Origin of the sequence: Nitrospina sp. P1_D6 (genome assembly GCF_052156615.1) — a bacterium.
In the GTDB taxonomy this organism is placed as follows: domain Bacteria; phylum Nitrospinota; class Nitrospinia; order Nitrospinales; family Nitrospinaceae; genus Nitrospina.
Window position 1 is genome coordinate 236,544 of the sequence record NZ_JBQKUN010000001.1, and the last position, 18,452, is coordinate 254,995.

Consider the following 18,452-nt stretch of genomic DNA (forward strand, 5'->3'; position numbering starts at 1 on the left):
GTCCTGCCAACACGGTTGATTTTCGGGAGAAGGGCACGGCACCGCGTCGGAATTTGCTGTTGAAGCGGTCTGGCTTTTAAGCTATTCTTTCGATTGTTCCGGCGTGGTTGCCGTTAGAAGGCCCAATCATTCCGGCATATCCGATGGCCCCGGGGTTAAAAGACTCCGGACCCTTTCTCGCGGGGTTCGGCAACTCCACTGCACCTTTCAGGCAACGATCACCCCGGCCGGGTCACCGAGCAGATCCAGACATTCTGTTATTCCAAGAGGGTTTTCAGGACTATTCCATTGCGGAAATGGGCGTCCGGGCTCCTTTTGTTTTGAGTGCTGAAGGACGGATTTCATTCCTTTTATTGGGATCGACAGCCTCCGGTATGCAAGGTATTCAGGGAATCCTCGTTTGAAATGGGTGGACACATGTCAGCGAAGCCGAGAGTTGTTGCGGTCATTCCGGCCCGCTGGGCTTCCACCCGGTTTCCCGGCAAACCCCTGGCACCGCTTTCCGGACGTCCCATGATCCAATGGGTTGTGGAACGCGCCCGGTTGGCTCCCTCCATTAATGATGTCATTGTGGCCACCGACGATGAACGCATTGTCAAGGCGGTTGAGGAATTTGGGGGCAACGCAGTCATGACCTCTGTTGATCATCCCTCCGGGTCAGATCGCATTGCCGAGGTGGTTTTAAAGCGTTCCTGCGACGTTGTGGTGAACGTGCAGGGAGATGAGCCCCTCATCCCACCGGAGGACATCGAACAGGTGGTTCAGATATTAATAAAAGACAAACAGGCGGCAGCCGCAACCTTGATGTCAGCCATTGATAACTACGAAGACGTGTTTGATCCCAACGTGGTGAAGGTGGTGACTGGCAGCGAGGGTCGTGCCCTTTATTTTTCCCGTTCGCCGGTTCCCTATTTTCGGGATACCTGGCAAAGTCCGTCCCCTGACCGGATGAAAGACCAGCCGGTTCCGGAGCGCACGTGGTTCCGGCACATTGGCCTGTATGCCTACCGCCGCGATTTTCTTCTGGAATACACACGAATGACTCCAACTCCGTTGGAACAGCGTGAGAAGCTGGAACAATTGCGGATCCTGGAGAACGGGTATTGTATAAAGGTGGGGGAGACGGACCGGGTTTCTATGGGTGTGGATTGCGAGGAGGATTTGGTTAAAGTGGAAAACTGGATCAAAGTGCACGAAAAGGATGGACTGGAACCGCAACCGGGGAGACGCTCTTGAGGAAAAAAACAAACGGCAAAAAAACCAAATACATTTTTGTAACCGGGGGCGTGTTGTCTTCCCTGGGCAAGGGCATCGCCGCCGCCAGCATCGGCAGTCTGCTGGAGTGCTGCGGTTACACCATCACCCTGCTGAAACTCGACCCCTACATCAATGTCGATCCCGGCACCATGAACCCGTTCCAACACGGCGAGGTGTTCGTAACCCACGACGGAGCGGAAACCGACCTGGATCTCGGTCACTACGAACGCTTCACCCACGCCCGCATGACCCGTTTCAATAATGTCACCGCAGGCCGCATTTACAATGACGTCATCCAGAAAGAAAGGCGCGGCGAATACCTGGGAACGACAGTTCAGGTGATCCCCCATATCACCGATGAAATCAAGAGCCGCATCCGCGCGGTGAGCGAGGATGTGGATGTGGTGATTTGCGAAATCGGCGGTACGGTGGGCGACATTGAAAGCCTTCCCTTCCTGGAGGCCATTCGCCAGTTCCGGTTCGACCAGAGTCCGCGCCATGTCATCTATGTCCACCTCACCCTGCTTCCCTATGTGAAAACCGCTGATGAGCTTAAAACCAAACCCACCCAGCACAGCGTGCAGAAACTGAGGGAAATCGGTATTCAGCCGGATATCCTGTTGTGCCGCACCGAACGTCAGCTCACTGAAGATGTAAAAAAGAAAATCGCATTGTTCTGCAACCTCGAGGTGGAAGCGGTGGTTCCGGCGATGGACGCGGAATCCATTTACCAGGTGCCGCTCAATTTTCATAAAGAGGGGTTGGATAAGATCGTTCTCGAAAAGCTGGGGCTCGCTGTGCATGAGCCGGACCTCAAGGAGTGGCAGGTGATCAATGAATACCTTCAGAAGCCGGAAGGGGAAGTCATTATTGGCATCGTTGGAAAGTACGTCGATCTCAAGGAATCGTACAAAAGTTTGATCGAAGCCTTAATTCACGCCGGAGTCAGCAACCGCGTGCACATTCGTATGAAATGGGTGTCGGCTGAAGACCTGGAAGTCGAAGGTGGCGGGGAACACCTGCGGGAGTGCGACGGCATTCTGGTTCCAGGCGGTTTCGGGGATCGGGGTTTTGAGGGCAAGGTGCAGTCGGCCCGGTTTGCACGTGAAAACAAAATTCCGTACTTCGGCATCTGTCTCGGCATGCATTCGGCGGTGGTCGAGTTTGCACGCAGTGTGGCGCGGCTTGAAAATGCGAACAGTGCGGAGTTCGTTCCTGAAACCCCTCATCCCATTATTGACCTCATGCCTGACCAGGAGTTGAACGGTGATAAGGGCGGAACCATGCGGCTGGGAGAATATCCCTGCCAACTTCGCAAGGGGTCATTTGCCTTCAAAGCTTACGGCAAGCGTGAAATTTCAGAACGTCACCGCCACCGTTATGAGTTCAACAACAAATACCGGTTTCAACTGGAAGAGGCGGGAATGCGCATCAGCGGCATTTCTCCCAACGGCAACCTGGTGGAGATCATAGAACTCAACGATCACCCATGGTTCCTGGCCGGTCAGTTTCACCCCGAGTTCAAATCCTCCCCGCGCGAACCGCATCCGCTGTTCAACGAGTTTATTGCCCAGGCCCTGAAACGGCGGAAATCCCGTCAATCGTGATCCAGTGGAACGCTCAACACCACCCCGCCCATCACGTCATAAAGTTTGAAATCATGCTTCGGGCTGTGGGGGTGGGCATTGTGGCACTCCACACAGGAGGGCGTCACCGCCAGGTCCGGGTACACTGCCTGAAAGTACTTTTGTTCGCCCACGTGGGTGGTGCGGATGTAGGGCCGTAACGGGTAGGAGGCGACTGATTCGAGTCCCGCCCGTTCAAATCTGTTGGCCGCCCCGTTTTGAGGATTGATTGGCCACAGGCTGATCAACCTGTAATCCACCCCCAGCCGCAAGTTACGGATGAGATCCGACGCGTTCAGCATGAATTGGGCAGGAAGCAGCAGGGTGTTTTCCTCCCACCAGTTTTCGGACGCGTAGATCACATTTTCCTTCTGCAGGTGGTTCACCACGTGCCGGGCGTACACTGTGCGGTCCGCCTCCAGAATGGCATGGATGTAATCGGTCACCACCTCCGGTGGCACGTGATAGATCGTTTCGTTGTTTTCGCCCAGTGTCTGGTCGATTGGAAAGGCCAGCAGGATGCCCCCCATCACGTCGTTCAGCTTGAAGTCGCGCTTGGAGCTTTTCGGGTGACTGTTGTGACAACTGACACACCTTTTTGCGACGGCTTTATCCGGATAGACCGCATTGTAAATGAGCTTGTTGTCTTTTTGCTGGAGCCAGGTGTATGGCTTGTCCGGATTTTTGAAAACTTCCTCTAACCCTTTTTTCTCCTGGTTGTTTCTTGGTTTGTTTTTGGGATTGATGGGCCAGAGGCTCATCAAACGGAAATCCAATCCCACGTTTTTGGAACGCACCCGTTCCGATGCCATCAGAAGAAATTGGGCGGGGAGGGGCAGGGTTTTGTCTTTTTGCCAGTTTTCCGTGGAATCCAGATTCACCGTTTCCTTCAAACGGTCCACCAGGTATTGGGAATAAATGGTACGGTCTGCCTCAATGACGCCGTGGATGAAATATGCGGCTTTCTCAGGGGAGATGCCAAGAGGCGTTTTGAGGACCACTGCGGAAGAATTTGGGAGTGGAAGGGCAGTGAGCACCCCCAACAGCAAGAAAAAAGAAAGAATTCGTACCCGCGTGCGCATGGAGCCACCTCCTTAAGAGGCAGGGTAACTTGCCGTGAATTTATATCTCAATTATGACTGGAATCGGGGGGAATGAAAAGACCAATTTTGGCGGTTCAGAATTCACTCATGCATTTGATCACGTCGACCTTGCCGATCACGCCGACCAGCTTTCCGTCCTCGACAACGGGGAGTGTGTGGATGTCGTGGTTGGCCATTAGGGTGGCCACTTCATTCATATCCGTATCGGGCTCCACGGTAAGTACATCCTGCTGAAATATATCTTCCACCCGGGTGCCGGTGAATCGCTTGACCTCTTTTTCAAACTTTTCATCACTTTCCAGGTAGATGACTGCGTCGAACAGGGCGATGACGGTGGGTATGTGAAGGTTTTTGTTCTGTTCGATGAGGTCTTTTTCGGTGACCACACCGATCAAAGTGCCGTCGTCGTCCACCACCGGAAATCCGTTGACCCGGTGTGCGAGAAACAGGTTGGACAGTTCGCGGAGGGTCAGGTCTTTTTTTACGGTCACCACCTTGCTGGTCATGACGTCGCGGGCTTTCAGCATTTTCCACCTCCGGTCAACGGAAAAACATCGTATCCGCGTTCACAGGTTTGGTTTGGTGTGGCGGGATTCGGCTTCGGACGTTCCCGGTTTCAGTCGCCTGAATGCATCCAGCAACGTCAGGTAGGCATCGTTTACCCGGTCCACCAGTGTGAACGGAATTTCTCTATGCACTTTATATAATACATACGTTGTGAAGAAAAATAAAACGATGTTGGGTATCCAGACGGAAAGGAGTGCAGGGATTTCACCACCCTTTCCAAGGTTTTGACCGGATATGAGACCGACGTAATAAATCAGGATGATCGCCACTGCAACGACGAATCCGCCGGACTTGCCGGACCGGCTGGATTTGATGCCCAAGGGACCGCCGATCAAACCGAACAGGAGGCAGGTGAAGGGGATCGAAAATTTTTTACTCAGCTCCACTTCTTCAAACTGTGTGGGTTGCCCCGCTTTTTGCTTTTCCTGGATCAATTGCCACAGGTCGGCCACGGATTTGTCCTTGTGCTTGAAAATCCCGCTCTCCCGCATTTTGCCCGCGGTGGGCAGGTCCAGGTTCAGGTCATAGCGCTGGAATTTGATAATCTGGTACCGTGTACCGGGTTTATTGGCGTCGTGAATGGAACCGTTTCGAAGTTGCAGGTGGATGCGGTAGTTTTTCGGGTCGGAAACGATGGTTCCCTCGTCAGCGAGGATGATTTTGGCGTCGTTTTCGGCTGCATTGTGAGAAATGAAAATACCTCGCAGCTCGTGACTGCCTTCCTTGTCATTCACGAATACGGTGAGGCCCTCAAAGTCCTTGTTGAACACGTTGGGCTTGATATCGATATTGGCACGGGTGCGGACGATGTCGTACACCATCTTCTGAAACTGCTGGCCACCCCACGGCAGAAAATAAAACATGTTGAGGTTGGTGATGATGTAGGCAGCAAGGGAAAAATAAAAGACAGGACGAAGCAGGTAAAGAAAGCTCCAGCCGGATGCTTTCATCACCACATACTCATTGTCCGTGGACAATTGGTTGAACACCACGATGGCCGCCACCAGCACGCTGATGGGAATGGTCAGTCCCAGAAACCCCGGTGTGATATAAAAAATCATCCGCACCACTTCCGGCAGAGTCACTCCGCGGTTGAACACGAGATCGGTGATGAACAAGACCTTGTCCATAAACAGCACCATGGTCAACGCCAGTGTGCTGATAACAAAGATTTTGAGCATCTCGGTAAAAATGTAGCGGTGGATGATTTTCATGTTTGCTGGTAGAATCGGAATTAAATGGAAAGCTTTGTGGACGAAGTGGGCTTGGATCCTGTCCGTGGACCCCACTGAATTTCGATTATACTATCGATTCCTTTCCCGTGAACCAAAAACACATCCGAACTTTTTGAATTAATTTAGTTTATGCGCCTCCCGGACTGGCTGAAAACGCCGCTGCCCAAAAATCCGAAATTCTTCCACCTCAAATCGCTGGTGCGGCAACACGGTCTGCACACCGTGTGCGAGTCCGCTTCCTGCCCGAATATCGGCAAGTGCTGGGACCGCGGCACGCTGACCATCATGATTCTTGGCAACACCTGCACCCGCGCCTGCCGTTTCTGCGATGTGGACACCGGCCACCTGCAACCACCACGTATGGAAGAGCCGGAAGAAGTCGCTCTCATGCTGTCGAAACTCAACCTGCGTTATGTTGTGATCACGTCCGTGGACCGGGACGACCTGAAAGACGGGGGTTCGGCATTGTGGGCGGAAACCATCCGGCAAGTACGAAAACATTGTCCGGAACTCAAGATCGAGGCGCTGATTCCGGATTTTCAGGGCGACAAAAGCGCCATTCAAACCGTATGCGACGCAACGCCCGATGTTCTCGCGCACAACCTCGAAACCGTGGCATCCCTGCAGAAAATGGTGCGGCCGCAGTGCCGCTACGAGTGGTCGCTCGACACGCTGTCCGTGGCGCGGCGTTCCGGCCTGATCGCCAAGAGCAGCCTCATGCTGGGAATGGGGGAGACGCACGATGAGATCGTTCAAACGATGAAAGACCTTCTCCATGCGGGTTGCCAGATCCTCACCCTCGGCCAGTACCTGCGGCCGACGCGAGATCATCTGGAAGTCAAGGAGTTCATCCATCCCGACCGGTTTGCGGAATACAAACGGATTGGCGAGGACATGGGATTTGACCACGTGGAGAGCGGTCCGCTGGTGCGGAGTTCATACGAGGCCGATCGTCAGGCCGGCGTCTTGGGCTTGGTCTGATTCCTACTTTCCCAGCTTGCCCAACCCCAGCGTTTCGCGCACCAGGCTTTTGACCACGAACAGGATGTTCTCCTTCCGCTCAGCCAGCCGCCTGAGGGTGTAAGGCAGCCACGCACTCCCGTACGGCACGTAAATCCGCACCCGGTAACCGAGATCAAGCAGGTGCTGTTGCAGGTCCCGCCGTACCCCGTAAAGCAACTCAAAGTAAAATTGCTCCGGCTGGATGTTTTCCTTTTTGATGAATTTCAGCACTTCCCGGATCAGCGTTTCGTCGTGGGTGGCGATGGCGGGCAGGTACCCCTCTTTCAACAATACACACGCAAGCTTCAGGAAATTCGCCCGGATGTCCTGCATGTCCTGGTAGGCGATGTCTTCCGGTTCCTTGTAAGCCCCCTTGCACAGACGGACGGAGATCTGTTTGTCGACCATGGTGGCGACGTCTTTCTCCGTACGGTGCAGATAGGCCTGCACGACGATACCCAGGCTGGGATGCGTTTCGTGCAGGTCCAGACACATGTCAATGATTCCCTGCGTCAGGTTGGAACCTTCCATGTCGAAGCGCACCGTGTTCTGGCCCGAGGCATCGATCACCGCTTCTACATTCTGCTTGCACAGATCGTAGTCGAAGGCGAGACCCATCTGGCTCAGTTTCACCGACAGGTCCTGCGGGGTGGGGTGGGTCTCGATGGCTCGCAGGAGCGTGATGTATTCGTCCCGGGCATTGGCTGCCTGTTCGGGACTGTGGGTGTCTTCCCCCAGCACGTCGATGGTACAAAGGTACCCGTCCTCGTTGAGCCTGCAAATGTTCCTGAGAGCGGTGGCGAGGTCTTCCCCGGCAATGAACCGCCTGGCGAATGGATAGAGAATGCGCATGAGCTGCCTCCCTGAAAAGGAGATGGTGGATGCCCTCACTATTTAGATTCGCCAGAAACGGCAGGGGATTTCAAGTACTGGTTTTGCAGGGGGGTGGGATGGGCAAACCCAAATTCAAAGGTCCAAACCAGCCAAATGCTTTCGACAAAAGGGGTTGAAACCTCTGAGAGCACAAAAAAGGCTTGCGGGAAGTTCCGGAAAAATGTATTTTTAATCCTTTTTGGACCTGGTTTATCGCCGGGAACGCGTAACTCTTTCTACCTTTTGCGAGGACCGAATCATGGTGGTGGACTCCCTCAATTGCCTGCTGGTATGGGGTCTGGTCGGCGTGGCCGTACTGGGCTGTCTGTTTTACTACATCTCCGAAAAAAACAAAGCCAACAACGCCTGAATCCGTTTTCCCTTCCGGGATGCCTTCACCCCGGCCCCAACCTCATCTCCAGCTTTCACCCCACAGCGTGACACGCGGCATACGCGTTGCCTTTGACCTTCTGTTCCGGGTACTGTTCCAGACATTTTTTGCGCAGAGGCGATCCCTCGGGTTCGCTCCGGAAAATCGGACAGCGTGGATGGAAATGACAGCCCTGCGGCGGGTTGAGCGGCGAGGGCACATCTCCCACCACCGCTTCAAATGGCTTGCGCTCGCCCAGCGTCGGCACCGCTTTCAGCAAAGTCTGCGTGTAGGGATGGAGCGGGTTGTCGAAAAGATCTTTGGCCGGGGCGTATTCCACGATCCGCCCGAGGTACATGATCGCCACCACGTCCGCCATATACTGCACCACGCTCAAGTTGTGGGTGATGAACAGGTAAGTCAGTTTGTGCGTTGCCTGCAACTCCCTTAACAGGTTCAACACCTGCGCCTGAACCGAAACATCGAGCGCGCTCGTCGGTTCATCCAGAACGAGGAACTCGGGTTCCAGTATGAGACTGCGCGCGATGCTGATGCGTTGCCTCTGGCCGCCGGAAAATTCGTGCGGGTACCGTTCCATGGCCGATGCCCCGAGCCCCACTTCCTTCAGCACCTTGGCAATACGATCCTTCCGTTCCTGCTCGGTCAGGTGAGGGAAGTGCACTTCCAACCCCTCTCCAACGATGTCTTCAATGCGCATGCGCGGCGAGAGAGACCCGAACGGGTCCTGAAAAATAACCTGCAGGGACTTTCTCATTTTTTTCATGTCCGGATTGGAGAGCGCCATCAGGTCCTGTTCACGAAACCGCACCGTACCCCGAACTTCGCGGTTGAGACGCAGGATCGATTCGCCCAGCGTCGTCTTGCCGCACCCGGACTCACCAACCAGTGCCACGGTCGAACCGCGCTGGATGTCGAGATCGACATGGTCCACCGCCTTCACATGCGCCGACACTGTGCGGAACACGCCCTTGCGCACGGGAAACCAGGTCTTGAGTGCTTTGATGGATACCAGTGTTTCCGGGGTGATGGGTTTTGGTGGTGCCGGGATGCGGGCCTTGTCTTCTTCCACGGCGGTGCCGATTTTCGATTCGAACAGGTGGCAACGCACCGTGTGGCCGCGTTCGAGGGTGTAAATCGGGCTGTCCACGCGGCGGCAGACGTCCATGACGAACGAGCAACGGTCGGCGAACAGGCAGCCCTCGCCGTATTCGGTGGCGGGGGGCACCATACCGGGAATGGTGTTCAATAGATAAGGCTGGTCGCCTGCCTTGGGAATCGAGTCGAACAACCGCCGCGTGTACGGATGCGACATGTTCGAAAAAACCTGTTCGCGTGTTCCGTGCTCAACGATGCGCCCGGCATACATGATGCAGATATCATCGGCCATCTGGTTGACGATGCCCATGTCGTGGGTGATGAGCAGGATGGCCATGCCCATCTTCTTTTGCAGATCGGCCATCAGTTTCAGCACCTGCGCCTGGATGGTGACGTCGAGCGCCGTCGTCGGCTCGTCGGCGATAAGCAGTTTCGGTTCACAGGCGAGGGCCATGGCGATCATCACCCTCTGCTTCATGCCGCCGGAGAGTTGGTGCGGATAGTCGTCGATGCGTTTCTCCGGGTCGGGGATGCCCACCTGCTCAAGGAGTTCGATGGACCGTCGGCGCGCGTCGCCTTTCTGCATTTCACGGTGGATGCGCAGGGCTTCCTCCAGTTGGTTGCTGATGCGGTAGAGCGGATTGAGCGACGTCATCGGTTCCTGGAAGATCATTCCGATGTCGTTGCCGCGGATGCCGCGCATGGTTTCCTCGTCGAGTTGGGTGAGTTCACGACGATCGAGATAGATATGGCCGCCGGGATGGAACCCGTTTTCGGCAATGAGGCGCATGATGGAAAATGCGGTCTGGCTTTTGCCGCAACCCGATTCCCCGACCAGAGCGAGGGTTTTGCCGCGCTCCAGACCGAAGCTGATGCCGTCCACCGCTTTCGCCACCTGGCCGTTGACCACGCGGAAATAAGTTTTCAGGTCTTTGACTTCGAGCATCATGGGAGGGTCATTCCGCCTTTCTCGGGTCGAAGGCGTTGCGGATGCCGTCGCCGACAAACGTCAACAGGGTGAGCGTGGTGGTGAGCAGGAGAAACGTCGGGAGCAGGATCCAGATAGCCTGCAGGTTGTTTTTCCCCTGCGCCAGCAGTTCACCGATGCTGGGGGCGGGGCTGGGCACGCCCAGGTTCAGGTAATCGAGGCTCACCAGTGCCAGGATGCCTGCCGTCACTTCAAAAGGAAAAAACGTGATCACCGGAGTCAGTGAGTTGGGCAGGATGTGCCGGCGCATGATGGACGGATTCGACACACCCAGGGCGCGCGCGGCTTTCACGTATTCCAGGTTGCGTCCTTTCAGGAATTCGGCGCGGATGTAGGCGGCGATGCCCATCCACGCGGTGAGATTGAGTATGACGAACAGCAGTAACGTGTTCGGGACCAGAAACGCGCTCAGGATGATGAGGATGTAGAGGCGCGGGATGGACCCCCAGATTTCCGTCATGCGCTGGCCGATGAGATCGATCCAGCCGCCGAAGAATCCCTGAACACCGCCCAGAAGACAACCGATGATGGTGCCGGTCACTGCGAGCGACAGGCCGAATATCATGGAGATGCGGAATCCGTAGATGAGCCGCGCCAGCACATCGCGTCCGCGGTCGTCCGTTCCAAGATAATGCCCGTCTTCCCAGGATGAGGCCAGGGTGCGGGAGCCGTCGGCGGACTGCACCTCGTACGGCGCGGCCAGCGCCACGCGCCCGGTCCGGCTTTCCGTCGGAATGTACTTGTAGTCATAGCGCACCGGAGGCCAGATGGCCCACACGCTGTGTGGTTTACGGGATGGCGGCAGGGTGCTTTGTGTTGTTTCGGGTTTGGGCTCCGATTGCGAAACAGGAGGCGAGGCCGCGTTGTCTTCTTCAAAGTCGCCGAGATCGAGGCTCAACGATCCGCCCGACTCTTCTTCAAAATCATCCAGACCCAGCCCGGTCCCCGCGTCTTCCTCAAAGTCGTCGAGACCCAATCCCATTCCACTGTCCTCCCCGCGGATTTCGCTGAGCGTGCGGAACAGTTCCGGATCGAACTCCTGTTCCTGAAAATCGTCCATCGACAGGGCCAGTCCCTGTGTGTCCCGCTCCATCAATTGCGTGGAAGGTTTTGATTGTGACATCGCTTCCGGTTCAGATGGGACCTCGCCTCTCAGCCAGTTCATGAACGCTTCCGATTTGTAGTCCGGTTCCACCGGACGCGTACCACTGAAATCCTGTTCCGTGTACGTGATGAAAATCGGAAAATGCGGTTTGCCATCCACCACCAAAAGGATCGGCCGAACATTGCACAACAGTTCCGCGGGCAGGGTGATGAGAAACGCAACCAGCAAGACCAGCATGCTGTAATAAGCGCGCTTGTCGTTTCGAAATTTGCGCAGTTTGGTTTGCAGGTCTTTGTTGATGCGGATCATGCCTCAGCCTTGCGTGTCTTCAAACGTGATGCGGCGGTCGATGATGACGTACGAGATGTCGGTCAGCAATTGACCCACCAGCGCCAGCAGGGAAAAGATGAACAGCGTGCCCAATACGATGGGGTAGTCGCGCTGGATGACCGCCTCATAAGAAAGCCGGCCCAGGCCGTCGAGCGTGAATATCTGCTCGATCAACAGCGAACCGGTAAAAAACATGGCGAGGAAGCCGATGGGAAACCCGGTGATGAGCGGGATCAATGCGTTTTTCAGGATGTGTTTGTACAGCACGCGCTGTTCGGTGCATCCCTTGGCGCGGGCGGTGATGACGTATTGCTTACGCATCTCCTCAATGATCGAGTTTTTGGTCAGGATGGTGAGTGTGGCGAAACTGCCCACCATGAAGCACAACAGCGGCGCGGCCAGGTGGTGCAGGTAATCGATCAGCTTCTCCCAGAAACTCCAGTCGGCATAACCCGGCACATCGGAGGACGTCAGTTTTCCGGACGGAATGAGATGCATGATGGCGCTGTCACCCGGCCCGAAGAACACGATGAGGAAAATACCCAGTACGAAACCGGGCGTGCTGTAACCGATCAGCACCACCAGGCTGGTCCATGTATCAAACGCCTGGCCGTTTTTCACCGCCTTGGCGATCCCCAGCATGATGCAAACGATGTAGCTGACAAAGAAGCTGATGACGCCCAGCGATGCAGATACTGGAAGTTTTTCCTTGATGAGTTCCAGCACCGACTTGTTGCGGTAAAACGAGTCGCCGAACTGGAAAACCAGAAATCCGTCCCAGTTGGCGCGGGTGAAGAACCGGTCGGTGAATGGCGCTTCAGGGTTTTCGGGATCGTACCAGATGAACGTGCGGAGATAGCGTTCCCATAACGGCCGGTCGAGATGATATATTTTCTTGAGCTGCTCCATGTGGCGCGGATCGAGCTCCTGCGCCTTGAGACTGCGGTTGTCCAGCGCCGCTCCTCCCGCCTCCCCAAGCACCCCGGCGTGGCCGCGCAGAAGGGATTTGACCTGGTCTATGGGCCCGCCCGGCACGAACTGCACAACGATAAATGAGATGGTGACAATGCCCACCAGGGTGGGGAACATCAGAAGAAGGCGACGGATGATGTAACTGAACATATAGGGTCAGGCCGGTTGGGAATCGGGACTCGTTACGGATGGCCCGCAAGCCTTTTCTGGAGTTGCGGGACTGTGAAAAGTATATCAAGCCCGGATGGAGGGAACAACGCGGATTGGTGCGCTATTTATCGAAGCTGGAGGGAAGGGAGTCAGTTGACCGGAATGCCCGCCTTTCGGGCGGCTTTCAGTTTTTCCGCTTTCGACTCGTCCCACCACCACCATTCGATCATGTTATTCAGGATGGATGCCTGCGATGGGTTTTTCTTCGGGCGGGAGTATTTGTTCCAGTACACAAAGCGGTCGGCGCCGATGTACCAGTGGTGGACCAGGTAAAATTGATGAACTAGGACACGGTCGAGGGCCTGCACATGGTCCACGAGTTGTTTCCGGGTTTTGGCCTCGACGATGAGGTCGATCAACTCGTCGATGGCGGGGTTCTTGATGCCCGCGAAGTTGCGCGTCCCGGGAATGTCCGCCGCCTCACTGCTCCACATACTGCGCTGCTCGTTGCCCGGCGAGCGGCTCTGCGCGTAGCCCATGACGATCATGTCGAATTTGAAGTCGCGCAGGATTTCCTCGTATTGTGCCACCTGAACCACCTTGAACGACATGTCGGCGCCGATTTTTTTCAGGTTGTTTTTGTAAGGCTCGACGATGCGTTCGAATCCCGGGCTGGCGAGGTGAAGCGTCCAGCGGAGGGCCTTTCCGTCTTTCATGCGCACCCCGCCGGGCCCGAGTTTCCAGCCCTCGGCATCGAGAAGTTTATTGGCGAGCGCCACGTTTTTCTCAAAGGGGATTCCCTGTCCCGGGGCGCCGACGGGTTTGGTGAACACGGTTTTGGGAACGTGCTCCGCTCCGTGTTTTTTTCTCAATTTCAGCAGCAATTCCAGTACCCGGCCTTTGGGCAGGCCGTCGGCTTTCATTTCCGGGTTGTTGTCGAAGTAGCAGTCGTTCCTCGTGTACTGGCCGTAAAACAGGTTCTTGTTGGCCCAGTCGAAATCGTACACCATGGCGATGGCGGCACGCACACGGCGCGATTTAAATATATCGTTGCGCATGTTCATGACGAATCCCTGCATGCCCGCCACCCGCTTGTGCGGCACCATCTCGCGAAGGTAGTATCCCTTTTTCACGAAATCGCCCTGGTAGTCCAGTGCCCAGTCGCGCGAACTGGAAATCAGGTGCGCATCGAACTCTCCGCCCTTGAAGGCCTCACGCATGGCCACCGGATCGAGATAGATTTTCCACGTGATGCGGTCGAAATTATAACGTCCACGGTTTTTGGGCAGGTCCTTCGCCCACCAGTCGGGATTGCGTTTGAAAGTGATGAATTTGCCGTACTCGTATTTCTCCACCACGTAAGGACCGGTTCCCACGGCAATTTCGTCGAAGTCCTCGCCAAATTTCTTGCCCGCTTTGCCGTAAATGTGTTTTGGGAAGATCAGCATCTGCCCGGTGATGAGCGGCAGTTCCTGGTTGAAAATGGCGAAGGTGTATTTGACCCGGTGTGTGTCCAGCTTTTCCACCTTTTCAATGTCATGGAAATACTGCTTGTAGAACGGGTGGTATTGCGGGTCCTTGATGAGCTCGAATGAAAATACGAAATCGTCCGCGGTCACAGGATGGCCGTCGGAGAAGGCGGCCTTTTTATGGATGTGGTAGATCATCGACATGCGGTCGTCGGCCAGTTCGACCTTTTCCACCAGGCCCCCGTACTGGGAAAAGGGCTCGTCGTCATCGTTCGAGCTGTCCATCGGGGTCTGGAAAACGAGATTGACCCCGGGAGCGGGAACGCCTTTCAGTGAAGCCGGGTTGAGCTTGGTGAAAGCCCCCTCGTCGCTCAGAATCAGGTGACCTCCCTTGGGCGCATGGATGCGGGCGTGGTCGTAGGGCTGGTCAGCCTTGTATTTCAACCCCTCAGGACCGTACAACGACAGCCCGTGCAGGGCTTCCGCCAGCGACTGGCCGGGCAAGGCCAGCAAGGCGGCCAAAACCAGTAAAAAACCGGTAAAATGAGGGCACCTTAGGACGGCTTTTTTCGGGCGGGGAAGGGTTGGATTGGGCTGGTCTGGACTCATGGGTGTTCACTATAATGGATAAAGCAAGCGTTGCCAAGAGGACCCTTCGGAAGTCCGGATCGACTGGGGGTTCCGGCGAAGGAATTCGTTGAGAAGCCGGGCCGTTTTTGCTATCTTGGTTGGAATTTACCTGTCTAACCCATTCTAATGAAAGAGAATCCACTCAGTGAGTGCAAACATAAAACCTCGAACCACCCGTAAAATTAAAGTCGGTACCCTGACCCTGGGCGGCGACTCTCCCATTGCCGTGCAGAGCATGACCGCCACCCGCACACAGGACCTGCAAGCGACGGGCCGTCAAATCGAAATCCTCGAAAAAGCCGGCGCGGACATTATCCGCATCGCCGTGGACAGCAAGGAAGACGTGGAAGCGCTGAAAATTCTGCGCAAGGGATCGAAGGCGATCTTTTCCGTGGACCTGCAGGAAAACTACCGGCTGGCTCCCATCGTGGCGCCCTACGTCAACAAGATCCGTTACAATCCCGGCCACCTGTGGCACCTGGACAAAGACAAAACCATTAAGGAAAAAGTGGAGTTCATTGTCAATGCTGCGCGCGAGCACGACCTCGCGATCCGCATCGGCGTCAACTGCGGCTCCGTCGATCCCGATTACAAGGCGCGCTACCCGGAGGACAGCATCGAGGCCATGGTGCGCTCGGCGGTGGATCACTGCGCCATGATGGACGAGCTGGGCTTCGAAAACTACTGCGTGTCGCTCAAGGATTCCGACAGCAGCAAGGTGATCGAGGGCAACAAGCGCTTCGCCGAATTGCGGCCGGACGTGCCATTGCACCTGGGGGTGACCGAGGCCGGTATGCCGCCGGAAGGCATCATCAAAACCCGGATTGCGTTCGAACAGTTGATCCCGGCGGGCATTGGCGACACCATTCGCGTTTCCCTCACTGTGCCCGACGACGACAAGGGGCAGGAGATCGACGTCGGCCGCTCGATTCTGGATGACATCGAAAACGGCCGGTTCCGTTCGGTGCCGGAAAACTTTCTGGAGGGACTCAACATCATCGCCTGCCCGAGTTGCTCTCGCGTGGAGAACGGCAAGTTCGTCGATCTGGCTCAGGATGTGCGCCGCATGACGGAATACGCGGAAAAGTACAAGATCACCATCGCCGTGATGGGGTGCCGCGTGAACGGTCCGGGCGAAACCGACGACGCCGATCTCGGCCTGTGGTGCGGCCCGGCGCACGTCAATTTGAAAAAGAAAACAGAGACCGTGGGCGCTTTCGGCTACGATGAAATCCTGGGCAAGCTGAAAGAGGAACTGGACAAACTGATTGAGGACCGTTACGGCGCGAAGGAACCGAGCATTTCGTAAGGCCGGAGGAACTGAGACAAACTATGGATTACCAACTGGAAGAACTGGAAGGCCTTCGCCGCAAGATCAAGATCAAGGTGCCGCAGAACATCGTGTCCCAGAAGATCGACGGCGCATACCGCGAACTGAACAAGCAGATCAGCATGCCGGGGTTCCGTCCCGGTAAAATCCCGCAGAAAATCCTGGAGAAGCAGGTGCCCCTTCAGGCGATGACACAGATGTGGCAGGACCTGATGCAGGAGTACTACAACAAGGCGCTCACCGAGTCCGGTATCATTCCCGCGGGGCCGCCGGAGATCGACCACTCCGACATTGAGGCTATCGACCGTGACAAGCCGTTCACCTTCAGCGTGACGCTTGACGTCAAACCCCAACTGCAGTTCAAAAACTACAAGGGCCTCAAGTTCCCGCGCACCGAGTTCAAGGTCACCGACGCGGAAGTCGATACGGAAATACGCAAGCAGTTGGAGCCGTTCGGGACGATGGAAATCATGCCGGACGACTACGAGGTCGGGTACGGCGACTTTCTGGTCATGGATTTTGAAGGAACGCATAATGGCGAGGTGCTGGAAGGCGGCACGGCAAACGGGTACGAGGTGCGTGTCGGGCAGAAGAAAATGATTGCGGGATTCGAGGATCAGTTGATCGGACACAAGAAGGACGATCCTTTCGACGTGAAGGTCCAGCTTCCTGCGGACTGGAATAAAAAGATGCGCCGCATCAGCATGCCGATTCCGGGGAAGGACGGTGAAGAACTTCCGGATACGGCCACTTTCCGCGTACACATCAAGCAGGTAAAAAAGCTCAATCTACCGGAGTTGACCGACGAGTTTGTGCAGGCGCAGGGCGAAGAATCGGTGGAGTCTTTTCGCCGCAAGATCAAAACCGGACTGCAGGCGCAGAAGGAACACCTGGAGGAAATGCACATCAAGCAGGACATCTTCGATTACCTGGTCAAGGAACACGATGTGGAAGCCCCGACATCCCTGGTTGACCAGGAGGTGGGGTTCATGATCGACGGAATGAAATTTCAGATTCAACAGTCGGGCATGAGTCTGGAGGATTCCGGTTTTGACGAGGAACGGGCCAAAGAGGAGTGGCGCGAACGCGCGGTGTACAACACCAAGGGTTACGTCATTTTGGACGCCATTGCCAAACAGGAAAAGCTGAACGTCAAGCAATCCGACCTGGAAGCCGAATACCAGCGGCTGGCCGAGCAGACGGGTAAATCGATGGAAGAGGTGCGAAAAACCCTGATGAGCAATCAGGAGCACCTGAACCAGACCACCAGCCGCCTTCTGGGACAGAAAGCGCTGAACTTCATTTATTCCCAGTGCGAGTTCGAGTACCTGAGCGAAGAAGAAGCCCGCAAGCGTGCCGCCGAACGCAAACAGGAAGAAGAAAAGAAATGACCGCCCGCTCTGCCGCATGAAGGCGGACGGAACTTGAAAAGGCAGTCATGAAACTCTATATCAAAGTCATGAAGGACGGCGACCTGCCGCCGGGGAAATCCGCGATCGTTACAGTACGGGACCAGGAAATCGCCCTGTTTAATTACAAGGGCAAGTACTTTGCGGTGTCGAACAAATGCCCTCACAAAGGTGCGCCGCTGGGAGAAGGACGGATCGAGGAAGGCGTCATCATCTGCCCCAATCACGAATGGCGGTTCAGCCTGGAGACGGGCGGATGCCCCCAGAACCCCGAACTGAAAACGACGGTGTTTCCGGTACGGGTGCACAAGGGCGTGGTGCGGATCGGCATCGACGCGGAAGAGGACAGGAAGGCGGTGGGCAAGGAAAAGAACGCCGTGCCCGAAGCCCTGAAATTCAAAATTCCCACCATCCAGAAACCGATCAATCCGGACGAAACGCTTTAGCCCAGGCGGAGGGGAAGGAGGGCGGTCCGGTCAGTCGTCGTCAGGGATCTCAACCCATTTGGGATCGCCGTGAGTTTTATAGTTTTCGGTCCCGGCGAAGGTGCCTTCGTGGTAGATATTCACCTTGAACTTGCCGCCGCCGTAGGTCTCGCCGATGAAGGGGACGGGATCTTCCAGATGCATCAGGTCTTCCGAGCGGTACTTGCCGATCAGCTTGAACTCCATGCCCATGCCCACCGGGACCAGCGCGAAAAATTTCAGCTTGGTTTCGTGCAGGAAGCCCATCATGTCCACTTCCATATCGTTTTTGGTATAGTCGTCGCCCAGGCGGTGTTTGCAGCGTCGTTTCAGGTAGTCTTCGAGGAGGTTGAAGAACCACCAGTTCTGCCCTTTTCGCGTGTCGTGCAAAAACGGGTATTCGACAAATCCGTATTTATTGATGAATGGTTTTTTCGCCATCTTGTGTTCTCCGTGT

The 18,452-nt window shown here is 55.6% G+C and carries 15 protein-coding genes; 6 read left to right on the plus strand and 9 right to left on the minus strand.

The features are described 5' to 3' along the window. Positions 1 to 417: 417 nt before the first annotated feature. Both kdsB and ACTRXA_RS01085 read left to right on the plus strand, forming a co-directional pair. Positions 418 to 1,236: a 3-deoxy-manno-octulosonate cytidylyltransferase gene (gene kdsB / locus ACTRXA_RS01080; RefSeq protein ID WP_442425357.1), complete on the plus strand. Its 819-nt coding sequence runs from the start codon at positions 418 to 420 to the stop codon at positions 1,234 to 1,236. Then, positions 1,233 to 2,864 (plus strand): CTP synthase, encoded by a 1,632-nt coding sequence (locus tag ACTRXA_RS01085; protein WP_442425358.1) that lies wholly within the window; start codon positions 1,233 to 1,235, stop codon positions 2,862 to 2,864. Before kdsB ends, ACTRXA_RS01085 begins: the two co-directional genes overlap by 4 nt. Here the strand turns inward: ACTRXA_RS01085 and ACTRXA_RS01090 are convergent. From ACTRXA_RS01090 to lptF, 3 genes are all read right to left on the minus strand, one after another. Further along, a complete protein-coding gene (locus ACTRXA_RS01090; protein ID WP_442425359.1) occupies positions 2,855 to 3,964 on the minus strand; it encodes a Tll0287-like domain-containing protein in 1,110 nt (369 codons plus the stop codon). The genes ACTRXA_RS01085 and ACTRXA_RS01090 overlap by 10 nt on opposite strands. 95 nt (positions 3,965 to 4,059) lie before the next feature. Beyond that, positions 4,060 to 4,512, minus strand: coding sequence for a CBS domain-containing protein (locus ACTRXA_RS01095; RefSeq protein ID WP_442425360.1), 453 nt, complete (start codon positions 4,510 to 4,512; stop codon positions 4,060 to 4,062). Positions 4,513 to 4,551: 39 nt separating this feature from the next. Continuing rightward, positions 4,552 to 5,766: an LPS export ABC transporter permease LptF gene (gene lptF / locus ACTRXA_RS01100; RefSeq protein ID WP_442425361.1), complete on the minus strand. Its 1,215-nt coding sequence runs from the start codon at positions 5,764 to 5,766 to the stop codon at positions 4,552 to 4,554. A gap of 150 nt (positions 5,767 to 5,916) precedes the next feature. On the opposite strand from lptF, the gene lipA reads away from it, so the two are divergent. Then, the gene (gene lipA / locus ACTRXA_RS01105) at positions 5,917 to 6,768 is read left to right on the plus strand and encodes a lipoyl synthase (protein ID WP_442425362.1); all 852 of its coding nucleotides are present in this window, start codon (positions 5,917 to 5,919) and stop codon (positions 6,766 to 6,768) included. Positions 6,769 to 6,771: 3 nt separating this feature from the next. Here the strand turns inward: lipA and ACTRXA_RS01110 are convergent, their stop codons facing one another. The 5 genes from ACTRXA_RS01110 to ACTRXA_RS01130 all read right to left on the minus strand — a co-directional run bounded on the left by ACTRXA_RS01110 (position 6,772) and on the right by ACTRXA_RS01130 (position 14,684). Further along, a complete protein-coding gene (locus ACTRXA_RS01110; RefSeq protein ID WP_442425363.1) occupies positions 6,772 to 7,641 on the minus strand; it encodes a proline dehydrogenase family protein in 870 nt (289 codons plus the stop codon). A 446-nt stretch (positions 7,642 to 8,087) separates the two neighbouring features. Next, positions 8,088 to 10,097, minus strand: a complete 2,010-nt coding sequence (locus tag ACTRXA_RS01115) for an ABC transporter ATP-binding protein (protein WP_442425364.1) — start codon at positions 10,095 to 10,097, stop codon at positions 8,088 to 8,090. A gap of 7 nt (positions 10,098 to 10,104) precedes the next feature. Beyond that, a complete protein-coding gene (locus tag ACTRXA_RS01120) occupies positions 10,105 to 11,550 on the minus strand; it encodes an ABC transporter permease subunit (RefSeq protein ID WP_442425365.1) in 1,446 nt (481 codons plus the stop codon). A gap of 3 nt (positions 11,551 to 11,553) precedes the next feature. Continuing rightward, positions 11,554 to 12,693, minus strand: a complete 1,140-nt coding sequence (locus ACTRXA_RS01125) for an ABC transporter permease subunit (RefSeq protein WP_442425366.1) — start codon at positions 12,691 to 12,693, stop codon at positions 11,554 to 11,556. A 149-nt stretch (positions 12,694 to 12,842) separates the two neighbouring features. Next, a complete protein-coding gene (locus ACTRXA_RS01130; protein ID WP_442425367.1) occupies positions 12,843 to 14,684 on the minus strand; it encodes an extracellular solute-binding protein in 1,842 nt (613 codons plus the stop codon). Positions 14,685 to 14,937: 253 nt separating this feature from the next. Between ACTRXA_RS01130 and ispG the strand changes: the two genes are divergently transcribed. The 3 genes from ispG to ACTRXA_RS01145 are packed head-to-tail and all read left to right on the plus strand — an operon-like array spanning position 14,938 to position 17,977. Beyond that, positions 14,938 to 16,101 carry a (E)-4-hydroxy-3-methylbut-2-enyl-diphosphate synthase gene (gene ispG / locus ACTRXA_RS01135; protein ID WP_442425368.1) on the plus strand — a complete coding sequence of 388 codons (1,164 nt, stop codon included), beginning with the start codon at positions 14,938 to 14,940 and terminating at the stop codon, positions 16,099 to 16,101. A 23-nt stretch (positions 16,102 to 16,124) separates the two neighbouring features. Beyond that, entirely contained in the window at positions 16,125 to 17,513 is a 1,389-nt protein-coding gene (tig, locus tag ACTRXA_RS01140) for a trigger factor (RefSeq protein WP_442425369.1), read from the plus strand. A 47-nt stretch (positions 17,514 to 17,560) separates the two neighbouring features. Continuing rightward, complete coding sequence (locus tag ACTRXA_RS01145) at positions 17,561 to 17,977, plus strand: Rieske (2Fe-2S) protein (protein ID WP_442425370.1); 417 nt, start codon at positions 17,561 to 17,563, stop codon at positions 17,975 to 17,977. A 30-nt stretch (positions 17,978 to 18,007) separates the two neighbouring features. Here the strand turns inward: ACTRXA_RS01145 and ACTRXA_RS01150 are convergent, their stop codons facing one another. Further along, positions 18,008 to 18,436: a hypothetical protein gene (locus ACTRXA_RS01150; protein WP_442425371.1), complete on the minus strand. Its 429-nt coding sequence runs from the start codon at positions 18,434 to 18,436 to the stop codon at positions 18,008 to 18,010. Positions 18,437 to 18,452: the final 16 nt, after the last annotated feature.

Coding starts and splice junctions, on each gene's coding strand:
- kdsB (WP_442425357.1), top strand. CDS start 418: ATGTCAGCGAAGCCGAGAGTTGTTGCGGTCATTCCGGCCCGCTGGGCT.
- ACTRXA_RS01090 (WP_442425359.1), bottom strand. CDS start 3,964: ATGCGCACGCGGGTACGAATTCTTTCTTTTTTCTTGCTGTTGGGGGTG.
- ACTRXA_RS01095 (WP_442425360.1), bottom strand. CDS start 4,512: ATGCTGAAAGCCCGCGACGTCATGACCAGCAAGGTGGTGACCGTAAAA.
- lptF (WP_442425361.1), bottom strand. CDS start 5,766: ATGAAAATCATCCACCGCTACATTTTTACCGAGATGCTCAAAATCTTT.
- lipA (WP_442425362.1), top strand. CDS start 5,917: ATGCGCCTCCCGGACTGGCTGAAAACGCCGCTGCCCAAAAATCCGAAA.
- ACTRXA_RS01110 (WP_442425363.1), bottom strand. CDS start 7,641: ATGCGCATTCTCTATCCATTCGCCAGGCGGTTCATTGCCGGGGAAGAC.
- ACTRXA_RS01115 (WP_442425364.1), bottom strand. CDS start 10,097: ATGATGCTCGAAGTCAAAGACCTGAAAACTTATTTCCGCGTGGTCAAC.
- ACTRXA_RS01120 (WP_442425365.1), bottom strand. CDS start 11,550: ATGATCCGCATCAACAAAGACCTGCAAACCAAACTGCGCAAATTTCGA.
- ACTRXA_RS01125 (WP_442425366.1), bottom strand. CDS start 12,693: ATGTTCAGTTACATCATCCGTCGCCTTCTTCTGATGTTCCCCACCCTG.
- tig (WP_442425369.1), top strand. CDS start 16,125: ATGGATTACCAACTGGAAGAACTGGAAGGCCTTCGCCGCAAGATCAAG.
- ACTRXA_RS01145 (WP_442425370.1), top strand. CDS start 17,561: ATGAAACTCTATATCAAAGTCATGAAGGACGGCGACCTGCCGCCGGGG.
- ACTRXA_RS01150 (WP_442425371.1), bottom strand. CDS start 18,436: ATGGCGAAAAAACCATTCATCAATAAATACGGATTTGTCGAATACCCG.